Origin of the sequence: Actinomadura sp. NPDC048394, from assembly GCF_040651755.1 — a bacterium.
GTDB lineage: Bacteria > Actinomycetota > Actinomycetes > Streptosporangiales > Streptosporangiaceae > Spirillospora > Spirillospora montaniterrae.
Genome location: NZ_JBEZJL010000006.1, coordinates 74715 through 89369, shown reverse-complemented (window position 1 = coordinate 89369; position 14655 = coordinate 74715). Strand labels below are relative to the sequence as shown.

The window sequence follows — 14655 nt, the reverse complement described above, 5'->3', positions numbered from 1 at the left end:
GGATGTCGCGTCCGACCCGTCGCCTAAGGTGAGTCCCAGCCGACCTGGAAGGTGACATGACCGAACCTGCGCCGCGCGTGATCGCCACCGACCTCGACGGCACGATCGTGCGCTCCGACGGGACCATCTCCGCGCGCACCGTCGCCGCCCTCGCGCGCGTCGAGCGCGCCGGCGCGATGCTCGTCATGGTCACCGGCCGGCCCCCGCGCTGGATGACGGAGATCGCCGCCGCCGTCCGCCACCACGGCCTCGCCATCTGCGCGAACGGAGCCCTCGTCTACGACCTGCACACCGAGACCGTCGTGCACGCCCGGCAGATCCCGCCGGGCGTGCTCGCCGAGACCGTCGAGCGGCTGCGCGGCGTCTCGCCCGACTTCCGGTTCGCCGTCGAGTACCCGGACGGGTTCGTCTTCGAGACCAGCTACGACCTGTCCAACTGGGACGCGGAGGCGCTCGGCGGCCGGCCCGTCGACGGCGCCGACCTCGTCGCCCGGCCCAGCACCAAGCTGCTCGCCTTCCACCCCGACGCCGACCCCGACGAGCTCGCCGCGCGGGCCGTGAAGGCCGTCGGCGACCTCGTCACCGTCACCCACTCGTCCGGGCGCGGGCTGCTGGAGATCAGCGCGCACGGCGTCACCAAGGCCAGCGCCCTCGAAGCGCTGTGCGCCGAGCACGGCATCGGCGCCGCCGACGTCACCGCGTTCGGCGACATGCCCAACGACCTGCCGATGCTCGCCTGGGCGGGCACGTCGTACGCGGTCGCGAACGCGCACCCGCTCGTCCTCGCCGCCGTCACGCACACCACGTCCCGCAACGACGACGACGGCGTGGCGCGGATCCTGGAACGCCTGTTCCCGTGACGACGGCCGCACCCCCGCCCGTCGGGGCTGCGGCCGTCGTGACAGCGTTCTGGGCGTCCTACAGGTAGGGGCCGGACGAGCGGGGCCCCTGGTCGTCCTGCTGGTCCATGCCCTGCGGCATCATGCCCGCGGGCAGCGCCCGGCGCATCTGCTCCAGCTGCGCGCGCGCCGCCATCTGCTGCGCGAACAGCGTCGTCTGGATGCCGTGGAACAGGCCCTCCAGCCAGCCGACGAGCTGCGCCTGCGCGATCCGCAGCTCCGACTCGCTCGGCACGGACTCGTCGGCGAACGGCAGCGACAGCCGCTCCAGCTCCTCGACCAGCTCCGGCGCCAGGCCGTCCTCCAGCTCCTTGATGGACGACTTGTGGATCTCGCGCAGCCGGGCGCGGCTCGCCTCGTCCAGCGGGGCGGCCTTGACCTCGTCCAGCAGCTGCCGGATCATCCCGCCGATCCGCATCACCTTCGCGGGCTGCTCGACCATGTCGGTGATCGACTTGCCCTCGTGCTCGCCGCCGTCGCCGGCGCCCTCCATGGCGATGCCGTTCGGCCCCACCACGAGCACGTGCGGTTCCTGTTCCGACTGGTTCTTCGAAGGCTCGCTCATATCTCCCTCATCTCACACGGTCAGCAGGATCTTGCCGACATGGCCGCTCTGCTCCATCAGCCGGTGCGCGGCGGCGGCGTCGGCCATCGGGACGCGCCGGTCGACCACCGGGCGGACCTCCCCCGACTCCAGCAGCGGCCACACGTGCTCGCGGACGGCCGCCACGATCCCCGCCTTCTCCTCCAACGGACGGGACCGCAGCGCCGTTGCGTGCACGAGCGCCCTCTTGCGCAGCAGCGCGCCCACGTCCAGCTCCGCCTTCGTCCCGCCCTGCAACCCGATGACCATCAGCCGCCCGCCCGTCGCGAGGGCCCGGACGTTGCGCTCCAGGTACTTCGCGCCGATCACGTCCAGGATCACGTCGTACGGGCCGCTCTCGACGAAGTCGTCCTCGCGGTAGTTGATCGCGACGTCGGCGCCCAGCTCGCGGCAGCGGTCCGCCTTCTCCGCGCTGCCGACGGTGCACGCCACCTTCGCGCCGCGCGCCTTCGCCAGCTGGATCGCCAGCGTCCCGATACCGCTGCCGCCGCCGTGCACGAGGAACGTCTCCCCGGCGCTCAGCCCCGCGAGCATGAACACGTTCGACCAGACCGTGCACGCCACCTCCGGCAGCCCGGCCGCGTCCACGAGGTCCACGCCGCGCGGCACCGGAAGCACCTGCGACGCGGGCGCCGCGACCCGCTCGGCGTAGCCGCCGCCGGCCAGCAGCGCGCACACTTCGTCGCCCGGCGCCAGGCCCGTCACGCCGTCGCCCAGCGCGGCGATCCGTCCCGACACCTCCAGGCCCGGATACGGCGAGGCGCCTTCGGGCGGGTTGTAGAAGCCCATCCGCTGCATGACGTCCGCGCGGTTCGCCGCGCTCGCCGCCACGTCGATCAGCACCTCACCGGGCCCCGGCTCCGGATCGGGCACCCGCGTCCACTCCAGGACGTCGGCGTCCCCCGGCTCGCGAATCACGATCGCATGCATAACGGTCACGCTACCGGGCGGCGGGCGGGAGCACCGTCGCCGCCGCCGGACACCGCGCCGACCTGCCTCCTCCCGCCCTCCTCCGCGCCCCTCCGCCCGGCCCGCCGGGGAAAAGTGGATCTACGGACGGGATGCGTGGTATTGACGCGCGGGTATCCTGCGTGGGGGTCGTTTTGCCCTCCTGCTCCGTAATGATCATCAGAGGTGTGCCCGAGGGGAGAAATCGGTGGCGAGGAACGAGCACGACGGGCGTTCCCTTGAGGAGCGGCTGGCCTCCCTCGACGCGATGAGCGGCGAGACGACGGGGCCGTCCGACACCCCGCCGGCCGCCACCGAGGGCGAGCGGCCGGCCGGGCAGGCGCCTCCCGCGCAGCCCGAACAGCAGGGCCCGCAGCCGGGTGAGCAGCCCGAACAGCAGGGCGCGCAGCCCGCGCAGCCGCCGGCGGCGCAGCCCGAGGGCGCGCCCGGCGACCCGGGGCAGCAGCCCCCGCACGACCCGAACGCCAACCCGTGGCTGGCCGCGCCGCCGCTCCAGCCCCCGGAGAGCTTCGGCCCGGAGAGCTTCGGACCCGAGAACTTCGGCCCGCCGCCGCCCGCGCCGGGGGCGGCGCAGAACCTGCCGCCCTACGACGGCGGCCCCATGCCGCAGCCCTTCGAGGGCGGCATGCTGCCCCCGCCGTACGCCGGCGGGTACCAGCCGTTCGAGCCGCAGCAGCCCTGGGAGACCGGGCCGCCGCAGCCGTACGACGCGGGCAACGGGCAGGGCGCGCCGCCGCTCGACCAGCTGCCGCCCTACCTGCCCGACCAGCCGTTCCCGCCCCCGCCGGACCCGAACGCGGGCGGCGCCCAGCCGTTCCCCGGCGAGGCGAACGGCGCCCAGCCCTTCCCGCCGGACCCGAATGCCCAGCAGTTCGCGCCGGACCCGAACGCGCAGCCGTTCGGCCAGGACCCGAACGCCGGGCAGCCCTTCCCGCAGGACCCCAACGCTCAGCCGTTCGGGCAGGACCCCCACGCCAACGGCCAGCCGTTCCCGCCCCCGCAGGACCCGAACGCGAACGTCCAGCCGTACGCGGTCGACCCGAACACCGGGCAGCCCTACCCGCAGAACCAGGGCGCCCAGCCCTACCCCGTCGACCCCGCGACCGGGCAGCCCTATCCCGTCGACCCCAACACGGGCCAGCCGTACATGGTCGACCCGAACACGGGCCAGGCCTATCCGATCGACCCCGCCACCGGCCGGCCGTACGGGCAGCTGCCGCCGGGCGGCGACCCGGCCCAGCCGCAGCAGGGCTACGCCTACCCGCAGCCCGGCCAGCCCCCGCAGCCGGGCCAGCCCGGCCCGTACCAGCAGGTCCCGCCGGGCCAGCCGTACCCCGGCCAGCCGCAGCAACAGCAGCAGGCCGACCCGAAGAGCGCCGACAGCCTCAGCTCCGAGAACCTCCTCGGCGAGCGCCGCATCGCGCCGTCCTCCGGCTGGCGGCGCGCGGTCTACAAGGCCACCGGCGGCAGCGTCCACCCCGGCGAGTCGCAGGGCGAGCTGCGCCGCAAGGACCTCATCGCCCGCGCGCGCACGCCCGTGGCGGGCGGCCACCACCGCGTCGCGGTGATGTCGCTCAAGGGCGGCGTCGGCAAGACCACCACCACGACCGGCCTCGGCTCGATGCTCGGCTCGATGCGCGGCGACACCGTCATCGCGGTGGACGCCAACCCCGACCGCGGCACGCTGTCGGACAAGGTCCGGCTGGAGACCGCCGCGACGGTCCGCGACCTGCTCAACAGCCGCGACAAGATCCAGCGGTACGCCGACGTCCGCGCGTTCACCTCGCAGAACGCCGCGCGCCTGGAGGTGCTCGCGTCCGACCGCGACCCCGCGGTCAGCGAGGCGTTCAGCGCCGAGGACTACGAGGCCGTCGCCGCCGTCCTGGAGCAGTACTACTCGATCTGCATCACCGACTGCGGGACGGGCCTGCTGCACTCCGCGATGTCCGGGGTGCTGCGGCTCGCCGACCAGCTCGTCCTGGTCAGCTCCCCGTCGGTGGACGGCGCCCGGTCCGCGAGCGCGACCCTCGACTGGCTCGAGGCGCACGATCACGGCCACCTCGTCCGCAACGGCGTCGTGGTGCTGTCGATGGTCCGCAACCGGACGCGCAGCCAGGTCGACCTGGACAAGCTGCAGGCGCACTTCGAGAGCCGCTGCCGGGCCGTCGTCCGGATCCCCTACGACGACCACCTGGAAGAGGGCGCCGAAGTGGAGCTGGAGCAGCTCGCGCAGGCGACGCGCGAGGCGTACCTGAACCTCGCCGCGATCGTCGGCGACGGTTTCGCCTACCCCCGCCCCGACCGCTCCGCCTGACCCGGCCTCCGGACCGCTCCGCCCGGCCCGGCCCGCGCTCCGCCGCCACTAGAGTCGCCTCCCGTGGAGAGCGACGACCAGGGCGTCTACGTGGGCAGGGCCGCGGCGGACGCGGCCGGGGACCGCGGCTGGCTGCTGGGCCACTTCAAGCCGCCCGGCGACCTGCGGCACAGCGAGGACGTCGAGATCAAATGGGGCGTCCACCCCAAGGGCGAGCGGCGCGCGCGCTGGACCAGCGGGGAGAAGCGCACCGCGCTGCTCGTGCTGATCAGCGGCCGGTTCCGGCTGGAGTTCCCCGGACGCGACGTCCTGCTCACCGAGCCCGGCGACTACGTCGTGTGGGGACGCGGCGTCGACCACTCGTGGCAGGCCGAGGAGGAGTCCGTCGTGATGACGGTCCGGTGGCCGTCGATCCCGGGATATGCGGTCGAGGCGGCCGGATGAGCCCGCTATCGTTGGCCGTGGCCACCCGGGCGTGGCCGAGGAGAGTTCGCATAGTGGACTAGTGCAGGCGCCTTGAAAGCGCCCAGGGCTGGGGACAGTCCTCGTGGGTTCGAATCCCACACTCTCCGCTCGACACGGCGCGACGCGACGCCGACCCGCGAAACCGCCCGAATCGGGCGGAAGGCATCCGTTACCCTCTTCGGCATGTCGCAGACACCGAATGATCCGGCAGGTACCACCCACCAGTTTCAGAACTTCGCCAACCGGGCGCCGGCGGAGAAGTCCGGCCCGAACATGCCCCTCATCGTCGGCCTCGCCGTCGTGGCGGTCGTGGTCGTGGTCGGCGTGATCGCGCTCATGATGGTCTGATCCCGGGCAGCCGCCCGCGCGGACGCGACGGCGCGTCCATCCCCCGTGCGCGGGCCCCCGGAACACGATTGCGCGCGGCCACCGCCGCGGCACGTCCCGGTCAGCGGCCGTTGCTGCTGAAGTGCTGGTAGTCGCGGGCGCCGCTCCACTCGCCGCCCCAGCCCCAGCCGATCGACGCGAACGCCTTCACCACCCGGTCGCCGGCGTGGATCACACCGGGATCGCGGTTCTTCCGGTTCGCGTACTTCGCACAGTTCTTGTGGGCGACGTGCCCGTCCGCGTACACGTACGGGTTCTGGCACGTGTTGAGGTCGACGGCGAGACCGAACGCGTGCTGGGAGAACGAGCTGGACCCGGTGGCGTTGCGGCAGTTGAACGCCGACGTGTTGCCGGCCTCGATGGAGGCGAAGTCGCTCCCCTTGTACTTGTCGACCGGCTCCATGCGCTCGATCGGATACCGCATGTTGTAGAGCTTCCGGAACACCGTGACGAGGTCGCTCGCCGCCTTCGCGTTGACGACGAGCTGCCCGTTGTCGTGCGGCTTGTGGTCCATGCCCCAGTAGTTCATCTGGATCATCCGGAGCCCGGACGGCGCGACCGGGCAGCCCCGGTGCCAGGAGTACTTGAGGTCCCCGGCGGTGACGCGCTTGATCTGCGCCGCGAACTTCTGGTTCGTCGGCTTCGCGGACGGCGACGCCGAGCCGGTCGCGGTCCCGGACGCGGTGGGCGGCGTGGCGGGAGTCGCCGTCCCGGACTTGCCCCCGTTGTCGGATCCGTTGCCGCATCCGGTCGCGGCGGCCGACACGGTGATGAACACGGCGGCGAACGCCGCACTGCGAAGTGGCCCTCTAGCTGGCATCTTTGCAGGATCGCACGTCACATGGCCTTCGCGTTGGACCTCCGATTCGCTACGGTGCGTTTGACGGCGCGTCCGCCGGAAAGGGGCCGGGGCGAACGGGCCGCGAACGTCGTCCACCTCGCCGGGCATGTCGCCCGGCATCCGCCGGCCCTCAGGGAGCCGGAATGGCGGATCCGCAGGAGAGGGACGTCCCGAGCCTCGAGGACGAGATCTTCGCCGTCGCGCAGAGCGTGCAGGAGGAGCCCGCCGCGGACGCGGAGCGCCCGCGGCTGCGGCTGCGGTCGGAGCGCGCGCTGGACTTCGCCGAGCGCACCCGGTCGCTGAGCGGCCGGGAGGTCGGCGCGATCGCCGCGGGGTTCGGTCTGTTCGTGTTCGTCGACTTCGTGATGATGTACGCGCCGCTGATGATGAGCCGGCGGCCGAGCCTGCTGCCGCAGTTCGTGACGCTGCTGGTGCTGGCGTTCGGGCTGGGCGGGCTGCTGGTGTGGAAGGTCGGCGGCCGGTGGCGGTCGTTCGGCGCCGGGATGATGCTGGCCTGGGTGTTCCTCACCCTGGTGTCGGTGGGGTTCCTGACCGGGGTGACGGTCACCCTGTAGCTCAGGTCGCGCCGCGGCGGCTCAGGTCGCGCCGAGCCGCTTGAGGACGGCGCTGAACGCGCGTCCGATCGCCTCGAGGTCCTCGGGTTCGATCACGTCGATGAGGTACTCGCGGACGACCTCGACGTGGTCGCGGGCGGCGCGCTCCAGCGTCGCGAAGCCGTCGTCGGTCAGCTGCGCGTACACGCCGCGCTTGTCGGTGCCGCAGTTGTCCCGCTTGACGAGGCCCTTCGACTCCAGCCGGGAGCAGGTGTGCGACAGCCGGCTGCGCGACTGGCTCGCGTTGTCGGCGAGCTCCGCCATGCGCAGCCGGTGGCCGGGCGCCTCGGACAGCCGGACGAGGATCTCGTACTCCGACACCGAGAGCCCGTGCCTGGTCTTCAGGTCGCGGTCCATGATCTCGGTGAGCCGGACGCTCCCGTCCACGTAGGCCCGCCAATCACGCTGCTGGGAGGCGTCGAGCCAGCGTGGTTCGCTCATGCGGATCAGTATACCGGGGGAATAGTTGAAGCATCAACTAGATTGTAGGGGGCAACGCCCGCCCCACACGGGCACCGACGGACGGAGGACCCCATGCCAGCCGTGATGGCCGACCCGCTGACCCTGCCCCGGCTGCCGCTGCTGCCGGACGCCGGCACCGACTGGCGCCGCGTCGCGAAGATCGTCACCGCGAAGCGCCACCTGGAGGGCGAGGGCTTCGAGGTCCGCCGCCCGTTCCCGGGCATCGACCTGTCACTCGCCGACCCGTTCCTCCTCCTCGACCACATGGGCGCCGTCGAGTACGCGCCCGGTGAGGCGAAGGGCACCCCGTGGCATCCGCACCGCGGCTTCGAGACCGTCACCTACATCATCGACGGCGCGTTCCAGCACCAGGACACCACGGGAGGCGGCGGCCTCATCTCCGACGGCGCCACCCAGTGGATGACGGCCGCGTCCGGCATCCAGCACATCGAGCAGCCGCCGCCCGAACTCGTCGCCAAGGGCGGCCTGTTCCACGGCGTCCAGCTCTGGGTGAACCTGCCCCGCGCGCAGAAGTGGGTGCAGCCCCGCTACCAGGACATCCAGGCCCGGGACGTGAGGCTGCTCGCCGCCGACGACGGCTCCTCGCTCGTCCGGGTGATCGCCGGTTCGCTCGCCGGACACGACGGCCCCGGCGTCACGTACACGCCGATCAACTACCTGCACGCCACCGTCGCGCCGGGCGCCCGGCTCACCCTGCCGTGGCCGCGCGACTTCAACGCGATGGTCTACGTCCTGTCCGGGCGCGGCACCGTCGGCGTCGAGCAGATCGGCCTGGACGAGGGGCAGCTCGCCGTGTTCGCGGGCTCGCACCACCACGGCGAGCAGGACGGCCTCGTCGTCCGCGCCGCCGACACGCAGCCGCTCGCCAGCGCGAACGGCTGGGAGATCCTGATCCTCGGCGGCCTCCCGATCCGCGAGCCGGTCGCCCGCTACGGGCCGTTCGTCATGAACACCCGCGACGAGATCGTCCAGGCCTTCGAGGACTTCCAGGCGGGCCGCATGGGGACCGTCCCCGTCCCGCACCTCTCGGCGGCCGACGAGCCCCTGTCCTGAAACGATGGTGCGGGGACGGAAACGTCCCCGCACCATCGCCCCGACCTAGAGCCCGAACACCCTCCGCACCCACCCACCCCGCCGCGACCCGGCCCGGCCCACATGTCGACAAGCCGCCACATCGGCACGCTGGACCGTGCGGGACGGCAGCCGCCGTCCCGCCCCGATCTGCCACAGCACCTCCGCAAGCGCCGCAGGGCTCGCCGCCTCCACAAGTCGGTCACGCCCCGCCCAGTCCCGCGCGAAGGCCCACCACCGACCGGTGAACTCGCCCCACCACGCCGACACCCCGGGAAACCGCCGCGCCAACTCCGCCGCCACCCTCTCGGGATCGAGTTCGACGACAGCCCACGGCGCCGTCACCGTCCGGCCCCTGTCAGATAGCCGCGAATGAACACGGCCGCGTCGGTGATCCGGTCGGCCCGCGCGATCGGCTCGCCCCACGACGTCCAGAACCACGCAGTTCCAAAGTCCTCACCTCGCGCACGGCACGTGATGAGATCGGACGCGGAGCGGCTCTCGTCGCAACATCCCGGAACGTCCGGATTGACGACCCGAAGCCCGCGCGACGTCAGCTCCACCGTGAGCCGATGCGCCGACAGATGCGCGGCCAACGCCGCGAGCGGGTCGCCGGAGATCGTACGATTCGCCACAGCCAGGACCTCACTTCCTGGTCAGGCCCCGGCCGGCGCCGCAATCGCCGCGCCGGGGCCGTCTCATCTCCAGAGGACGAGACGCGCGCCGATCACCCGACCACCGCCCAGGCCGCCAAAGCCTCGACGCGCGCCCCGCTTCGTACAGTGAATCGCCGTCACCCCGTGTGATGGCAGTGGAGAATGGCGGAGAAGCCCCGGAGAGGCCCCCGTCTCCGGGTTCTCCGGGTCAGAGCGCGAGGTGGCACGACGATGACCAGCGAGCAGCAAGCCCGTCCGTCATGGGCCGTCCGCATCCAGGCCGAACGCGAGGCCCGTCGATGGGGCAAGCACGAGATGGCCCGGCGCCTGATGCAGGCCGCAGGACTACGCCGAGGCTCGGTGGCCAACCTCGCGCGCCAGATCCTCGACCACGAGAAGGGCAAGCACTTCCCGCGTGAATGGGCGCACGCCTACGCCGCCGCCTTCGGCATGGAGCCGGACGACCTGTTCCCCGCTCCGGCCCGAGACACGGACGGTCATGATGCGGTCACGGCCGCGGTGGGTACGTTCAAGATGCCCGCTCTCGACCTTTGGGACGACGATGTGAAAAGGCGCGCCGCACTCCAGTTGATCGCAGCGATCGGCGCGGGGAGCGTCGTGCCGCCCGGCGTAATGGAAGAGCTGCTGTCCGGCATCGACCACGTCCTCGGCCGGGCGGATGATCTCGGGGAATGGGAGCGGGTCGTCCACGAGTACGGTCATCAGATCTACCGGCGGCCGTTCGAATCATTCGTTCCGGCGGTGACCGCGGACATCGTCGCGGTGGGCGAACTCCTCAGGAAGGGGCGTCCGCCTCGAGAGCAGGCCGGGCTGCTCCGGGTGAGCGCCGGTCTCTCGGGCATCCTGGCGGAGGCGCTGGGCAACCTGGGCGAGGACCGCGCCGCGCGCCGGACGTGGCACACGGCGCGCCGGGCGGCCGACGCATCCGGTGACCGCACGCTGCGCGTCTGGGTCCGAGGAAGGGCGGCGCAGTGGGCGGGATGGGCGAGCGGCTCGCACCATTCCGTCATGGCCATGGTCAGGGACGCGGAACAGATCGCCGACGGAACTCCGTCCTCCGGCCTCGCGCGGGCTTATGCCGCCAGCGCCTACATGGCCGCCTCCCACGGTGATATAGCCACAGCGCGTCACAGTCTCGGCATGCTGAAGCGTACTTTCGAGCACCTACCGCACGGCTCCGGTGAGCAGTCCATCCTCGAATTCCAAGAAAGCCAACTCCATTGGAATGAGGCATACGTCCACACGATCATCGGTGATGGAAGAGCGGGGGCGATGGTCGACCACACCGAGACGTTCTATCCGCCGACGGCCGCGGCGCCCATCGTCAACCTGCGTCTGATGCGCTCCGTCGACCTGGTCAGGCGCGGCGAGGTGCGCGAGGGGACCGGGTCGGCCGTCGCGTCGCTTCAGGGGAGGCCCCGGCCCGTCATGGCCACGCGGCACCTGGCAGAGCAGGTGCTCGCTGCCCTTCCCGATGGCGCGCGCGACCTTTCGGAGGCGCGAGAGCTCCGCGGACTCATCTCCGCCGCCTGACCCGTACCCGGCCGCCTGGAGTCACCGTGACGCAGCCCGCGTACCAGCGCATAGCGGATGAACTGCGGCAGCAGATCGTGGACGGGGTGCCGGCGCCGGGCGACGAGATCCCCTCACGCCCGCAGCTGCGCGCGGGCCCTCGCGGCGTGCGGGTTACATGGAGGCGGAGGTTAGGAGGGTGCCGTCGACGAGTACTCGGACGGTCTGCGGTCGGAAGCCGGCGAGCAGCAGTTTCCGTTTCTTCTCGATCACCACGGAATGGCGCTCTTGCACGCCGACGTCCAAGGCCCAGCGCTTGGTGAGGCTCAGCGAGAACAGGCGGAGCTGCTGCGTGACGGGGATGCCGTCGACGGTGATGACCAGCTGCCCCGACCACTTGTCGAACGAGAAGGCCACTCGGTGGATCTCCGCCTGACCGACGTCGAACCACAAGCTGGTCGTGCGCTTGCCGCCCACAATCCTCCGGCTCTCCTGCGTTTCAGGCCGCCCCAGCGGGCGGTCTGTCAAGGGCACTCAACTGCAGGGGTGTCCGGGAGCGCAACCGTTGGTGGGGGTCGGTCGTTGGTGGGGTGTGGCGCTTGTTGTGTTCTTGACGATTCCTGGGCTGGTCATCGGGCTGGTCGGGTTCGCTGTGCTCGATCGGGCGGGGTTGTGGGCGCATCGCAGGTTCCGGCTGCCGTGGCGGAGGGACGAGGTGGGACGGCCGGTGACGGCGGTCGCGGTCGGTGAGCTGGACGCCTTCTTCCACGGGACGCACCGCCACCAGCAGGAGCAGCGCCGCTCGTCGCTGATGCTGCGGGACGAGGAGGACGACGGTGCGCCGCCGCGTGGGCGCGTCGATCTCGATGCGGGGACTGCGGTCGTGCGGCGTCCGGGCGGGAAGGCCTGAGCGCGCGTTCGGAAGAATCTTCGGACGGGGTGTCGATTTCCGGGGGTGGGGTGCGTCATCACCGCGCAACCATTCAATGGGAAAGGAGCGCGCGGTGAAGTATCTGCTGCTGATCAACACCCGGTCGCCCGGGGAGCCGTCGGCCGGGGAGCCGAGCGTCGAGGAGTTCATGGCGTACGACAAGGCCGTCACCGACGCCGGGGTGAAGGTCGACGGGAACGCGCTGGACCTCGGCACCGGGACGACCGTGCACGTCCGCGCGGACGGGGAGCGCGTCGTGACGGACGGGCCGTTCGCCGAGACCCGGGAGATCGTCGGCGGCTACTACCTGATCGACGTGCCCGACCTGGACGCGGCGCTGGACTGGGCGGCCCGGTGTCCCGGGGCGCGGTACGGCACCGTCGAGGTCCGCACGGTGTGGGAGCCGGACGCGTCGTGAGCGGGGGGCGGGCGGCCCGCTCCGTGGAGGCGGTGTTCCGCGAGGACCGGGGCCGGCTGCTCGCCCTGCTCGCCGCCCGGTTCGGCGACCTCGACCTGGCGGAGGAGGTCGTCTCCGACGCGATGGAGACGGCGCTGCAGCGGTGGCCGGTCGACGGGGTGCCCGACAAGCCGCTGGCGTGGCTGCTGACGGTGGCCCGCCGCAAGGCGCTCGACCGGATCCGCCGGGACCGGGCGCACGCGGCGCGGCTGGCGGCGCTGCGGGCGGAGGGCGAGCGGTCCGCCGCGTCCCCGGCGGAGCCCGGCTTCGACGACATTCCGGACGAGCGGCTGCGGCTGTTCTTCACCTGCTGCCATCCCGCGCTGCCGGAGGAGGCGCGGACCGCGCTGATGCTGCGCTTCCTCGCGGGCCTGACGACGCCGGAGGTGGCCCGCGCGTTCCTGGTGCCGCCCGCGACGATGGCGCAGCGGATCGTCCGCGCGAAACGCAAGATCCGCGACGCGCGCATCCCGTTCCGGGTGCCGGGGCCGGACGAGTTGCCGGCCCGGCTGCCGGGCGTCCTCCGGGCCGTCTACCTGGTCTTCACCGAGGGATACGCCGCGACCTTCGGCGACGATCTGCTGCGTCCCGGGCTGGCCGACGAGGCCGTCCGGCTCGCCCGGATCCTGCACGGGCTGCTGCCCGAAGAGCGAGAGGTGACGGGGCTCCTCGCGCTGCTGCTCCTCACCGACGCGCGGCGTCCGGCGAGGGTCGACGCGGCCGGGGACCAGGTGCTCCTCGAAGACCAGGACCGCGCGCTGTGGGACGCCGACCTCATCGCCGAAGGGCAGCGGCTCGTCGTCCCGGCGCTGACGGGGCCCAGTGTCGGGCCGTACGCGGTACAGGCGGCGATCGCGGCGCTGCACGACGAGGCGGACTGCTTCGACGGCACCGACTGGCCGCAGATCGTCGCGCTGTACGACGTGCTGCTCCGGATCGAGCCGTCCCCGCTCGTCGCGCTGAACCGCGCTGTGGCGGTCGCCATGCGCGACGGCCCCGGCGCCGGGCTCGCCCTCATGGACGACCTGTCCGGTGCCCCTGAACTGCGCCGCTACCACCTGTTCCACGCGGCGCGGGCCGACCTGCTGGGCCGCCTCGGCCGGACCGGCGAGGCGGCCGACGCCTACCGGGCCGCCGTCGCGCTCGCCGGCAATGAACCGGAGCGGGCCACGTTCGAGCGCAGGCTCGCCGGGCTCACCGGCCGCTGACCTGCGGCTCGCACAGGGCGGTCTGGACGGCGGTCTCCATGTCGGCGTCCTGCGCGTCCGAGCCGCCGGGGTCGAGGTTCACCATGACCGTCGCCTGCCTGCCGCCGCTCGTCGCGCCGGTCACGGTCTCGAATCCCAGCATGTCGCCGGTGTGGCCCCAGTAGAGGCCGCCGCAGGGCAGCGGCCTGCTCTCCAGGCCGAGACCGTAGGCGCGGCCGTCGGCGTTGCCGGTCGGACGCGTCCTCATCATCTCCCGCAGCTGCGCCGGGGCCAGGAGCCGGCCGTCGAGCAGTGCGCCCATGAACCGGCCCAGGTCGGACGCGCTGGAGACCATCCCGCCGCCGGGGCCCGCGACCGTCGGGTTGAGCTCGGTGACGTCCATCAGCGGCGCGCCCTCGCCCGGCCGCACGTACCCGCGGGGATGCGGCCCGGGGATCGCCGGGTCGTCGCCGGGCACGGACGTCGCGTGCAGGCCGAGCGGCCCGATGATGCGCCGACCGATCTCCTCACCGTACGGGCGGCCGGTGACGTTCTCGATGAGCAGGCCCGCCACCAGGTAGTTCGTGTTGGAGTACTTCCATTCGCGGCCGGGCTTGAACACCCGGTGATGGGCGAGCGCGACGTCCACCATGGCGCGGAGGTCGTGGTGGGCGAGCGGGTCCTTGAGGACGTCCTGCGGGGTGACGTAGTCGAGGTAGTCGGGCAGGCCGCTGGTGTGCTGGAGCAGCTGCCGGACGGTGATGCGCCGCCCGTCGTTGCCGTGCCCGCGGATGACGCCGGGCAGGTAGCGCTCCACCGGTGCGTCCAGGACGACGCGATGCTCGCCCACGAGCTGGAGCACGACCGTCGCCACGAACGTCTTGGTCACGCTGCCGATCCGGAAACGGCTGTCGCGGGGGACGGGCGTGCGGTTCCGCACGTCGCCGACACCGCTGGTCAGCACGGTGCCGCCGTCCCGGTCGCGGACTTCGAGGAGCGCGCCGGGCGCGCCGTCGTCCGTGGTCAGCCGTTCCAGGATCGCGGGCAACCCGCTGCGGTCGGCGGCCCCGGCCCCGGCCCCGGCGGCGGCCGTGGCGCTGTGCGCGGGCACGCCGGTGCCCGCCAGCATGCCGACCGCCAGGCCGATGGCGAGTGCGCCGCCCGCTGCACGCCTGTTCCGGATCACGTGATGCTCCTTCTTGATCGTCGGAGTCATCACGCTAGGAACCGCGGTGCCGGACGCG

General features: G+C 72.5%; 17 protein-coding genes and 1 tRNA gene. 11 read left to right on the top strand and 7 right to left on the bottom strand.

Translation table 11 applies throughout. From position 1 onward, the window contains the following. Positions 1 to 56: 56 nt before the first annotated feature. Complete coding sequence (locus AB0C78_RS05520) at positions 57 to 860, top strand: Cof-type HAD-IIB family hydrolase (protein ID WP_360742067.1); 804 nt, start codon at positions 57 to 59, stop codon at positions 858 to 860. A gap of 58 nt (positions 861 to 918) precedes the next feature. Here AB0C78_RS05520 and AB0C78_RS05515 read toward each other — a convergent pair whose 3' ends face one another. Next, a complete protein-coding gene (locus AB0C78_RS05515) occupies positions 919 to 1464 on the bottom strand; it encodes a bacterial proteasome activator family protein (protein WP_151543389.1) in 546 nt (181 codons plus the stop codon). Between the two features lie 12 nt (positions 1465 to 1476). Next, positions 1477 to 2433, bottom strand: a complete 957-nt coding sequence (locus AB0C78_RS05510) for an NAD(P)H-quinone oxidoreductase (protein ID WP_360742062.1) — start codon at positions 2431 to 2433, stop codon at positions 1477 to 1479. A gap of 226 nt (positions 2434 to 2659) precedes the next feature. Here AB0C78_RS05510 and AB0C78_RS05505 point away from each other — a divergent pair, with 226 nt between their 5' ends. From AB0C78_RS05505 to AB0C78_RS05490, 4 genes are all read left to right on the top strand, one after another. Continuing rightward, positions 2660 to 4786, top strand: coding sequence for an AAA family ATPase (locus AB0C78_RS05505; RefSeq protein ID WP_360742059.1), 2127 nt, complete (start codon positions 2660 to 2662; stop codon positions 4784 to 4786). A gap of 63 nt (positions 4787 to 4849) precedes the next feature. Further along, positions 4850 to 5230, top strand: a complete 381-nt coding sequence (locus AB0C78_RS05500; protein ID WP_151593987.1) for a signal peptidase I — start codon at positions 4850 to 4852, stop codon at positions 5228 to 5230. 39 nt (positions 5231 to 5269) lie between these two features. After that, a tRNA-Ser gene (locus AB0C78_RS05495) sits at positions 5270 to 5358 on the top strand. A 76-nt stretch (positions 5359 to 5434) separates the two neighbouring features. Next, the gene (locus tag AB0C78_RS05490; RefSeq protein WP_190851157.1) at positions 5435 to 5599 is read left to right on the top strand and encodes a hypothetical protein; all 165 of its coding nucleotides are present in this window, start codon (positions 5435 to 5437) and stop codon (positions 5597 to 5599) included. A 100-nt stretch (positions 5600 to 5699) separates the two neighbouring features. Here AB0C78_RS05490 and AB0C78_RS05485 read toward each other — a convergent pair whose 3' ends face one another. Next, positions 5700 to 6458: a M15 family metallopeptidase gene (locus AB0C78_RS05485; protein ID WP_360742055.1), complete on the bottom strand. Its 759-nt coding sequence runs from the start codon at positions 6456 to 6458 to the stop codon at positions 5700 to 5702. 164 nt (positions 6459 to 6622) lie between these two features. Between AB0C78_RS05485 and AB0C78_RS05480 the strand changes: the two genes are divergently transcribed. Further along, positions 6623 to 7054 carry a hypothetical protein gene (locus tag AB0C78_RS05480; protein WP_151543385.1) on the top strand — a complete coding sequence of 144 codons (432 nt, stop codon included), beginning with the start codon at positions 6623 to 6625 and terminating at the stop codon, positions 7052 to 7054. A gap of 21 nt (positions 7055 to 7075) precedes the next feature. Here AB0C78_RS05480 and AB0C78_RS05475 read toward each other — a convergent pair whose 3' ends face one another. Continuing rightward, the gene (locus tag AB0C78_RS05475; RefSeq protein ID WP_151543384.1) at positions 7076 to 7534 is read right to left on the bottom strand and encodes a MarR family transcriptional regulator; all 459 of its coding nucleotides are present in this window, start codon (positions 7532 to 7534) and stop codon (positions 7076 to 7078) included. Positions 7535 to 7627: 93 nt separating this feature from the next. Between AB0C78_RS05475 and AB0C78_RS05470 the strand changes: the two genes are divergently transcribed. Next, positions 7628 to 8629: a pirin family protein gene (locus tag AB0C78_RS05470; RefSeq protein WP_360742050.1), complete on the top strand. Its 1002-nt coding sequence runs from the start codon at positions 7628 to 7630 to the stop codon at positions 8627 to 8629. A gap of 359 nt (positions 8630 to 8988) precedes the next feature. Here the strand turns inward: AB0C78_RS05470 and AB0C78_RS05465 are convergent, their stop codons facing one another. Further along, positions 8989 to 9282, bottom strand: a complete 294-nt coding sequence (locus AB0C78_RS05465; RefSeq protein ID WP_360742047.1) for a hypothetical protein — start codon at positions 9280 to 9282, stop codon at positions 8989 to 8991. Between the two features lie 252 nt (positions 9283 to 9534). Between AB0C78_RS05465 and AB0C78_RS05460 the strand changes: the two genes are divergently transcribed. Then, on the top strand, positions 9535 to 10857 hold the full coding sequence (locus tag AB0C78_RS05460) for a helix-turn-helix transcriptional regulator (protein ID WP_360742044.1): 1323 nt from the start codon (positions 9535 to 9537) through the stop codon (positions 10855 to 10857). Between the two features lie 153 nt (positions 10858 to 11010). Here AB0C78_RS05460 and AB0C78_RS05455 read toward each other — a convergent pair whose 3' ends face one another. Then, entirely contained in the window at positions 11011 to 11253 is a 243-nt protein-coding gene (locus tag AB0C78_RS05455; RefSeq protein WP_360742041.1) for a hypothetical protein, read from the bottom strand. 193 nt (positions 11254 to 11446) lie between these two features. On the opposite strand from AB0C78_RS05455, the gene AB0C78_RS05450 reads away from it, so the two are divergent. From AB0C78_RS05450 to AB0C78_RS05440, 3 genes are all read left to right on the top strand, one after another. Beyond that, positions 11447 to 11746, top strand: a complete 300-nt coding sequence (locus tag AB0C78_RS05450) for a DUF6191 domain-containing protein (protein ID WP_360742038.1) — start codon at positions 11447 to 11449, stop codon at positions 11744 to 11746. A 94-nt stretch (positions 11747 to 11840) separates the two neighbouring features. After that, the gene (locus tag AB0C78_RS05445) at positions 11841 to 12185 is read left to right on the top strand and encodes a YciI family protein (RefSeq protein ID WP_360742035.1); all 345 of its coding nucleotides are present in this window, start codon (positions 11841 to 11843) and stop codon (positions 12183 to 12185) included. Then, on the top strand, positions 12182 to 13432 hold the full coding sequence (locus tag AB0C78_RS05440; protein ID WP_360742032.1) for a sigma-70 family RNA polymerase sigma factor: 1251 nt from the start codon (positions 12182 to 12184) through the stop codon (positions 13430 to 13432). The genes AB0C78_RS05445 and AB0C78_RS05440 overlap by 4 nt, the downstream gene beginning before the upstream one ends. Here AB0C78_RS05440 and AB0C78_RS05435 read toward each other — a convergent pair. Further along, positions 13419 to 14597, bottom strand: coding sequence for a serine hydrolase domain-containing protein (locus tag AB0C78_RS05435; RefSeq protein ID WP_360742029.1), 1179 nt, complete (start codon positions 14595 to 14597; stop codon positions 13419 to 13421). The genes AB0C78_RS05440 and AB0C78_RS05435 overlap by 14 nt on opposite strands. Positions 14598 to 14655 lie beyond the last annotated feature (58 nt).

What these genes read in the sequence shown, in the direction of transcription:
- AB0C78_RS05470 (WP_360742050.1), top strand. Translation starts at nt 7,628, where the DNA reads ATGCCAGCCGTGATGGCCGACCCGCTGACCCTGCCCCGGCTGCCGCTG.
- AB0C78_RS05460 (WP_360742044.1), top strand. Translation starts at nt 9,535, where the DNA reads ATGACCAGCGAGCAGCAAGCCCGTCCGTCATGGGCCGTCCGCATCCAG.
- AB0C78_RS05515 (WP_151543389.1), bottom strand. Translation starts at nt 1,464, where the DNA reads ATGAGCGAGCCTTCGAAGAACCAGTCGGAACAGGAACCGCACGTGCTC.
- AB0C78_RS05490 (WP_190851157.1), top strand. Translation starts at nt 5,435, where the DNA reads ATGTCGCAGACACCGAATGATCCGGCAGGTACCACCCACCAGTTTCAG.
- AB0C78_RS05480 (WP_151543385.1), top strand. Translation starts at nt 6,623, where the DNA reads ATGGCGGATCCGCAGGAGAGGGACGTCCCGAGCCTCGAGGACGAGATC.
- AB0C78_RS05510 (WP_360742062.1), bottom strand. Translation starts at nt 2,433, where the DNA reads ATGCATGCGATCGTGATTCGCGAGCCGGGGGACGCCGACGTCCTGGAG.
- AB0C78_RS05485 (WP_360742055.1), bottom strand. Translation starts at nt 6,458, where the DNA reads ATGCCAGCTAGAGGGCCACTTCGCAGTGCGGCGTTCGCCGCCGTGTTC.
- AB0C78_RS05475 (WP_151543384.1), bottom strand. Translation starts at nt 7,534, where the DNA reads ATGAGCGAACCACGCTGGCTCGACGCCTCCCAGCAGCGTGATTGGCGG.
- AB0C78_RS05520 (WP_360742067.1), top strand. Translation starts at nt 57, where the DNA reads ATGACCGAACCTGCGCCGCGCGTGATCGCCACCGACCTCGACGGCACG.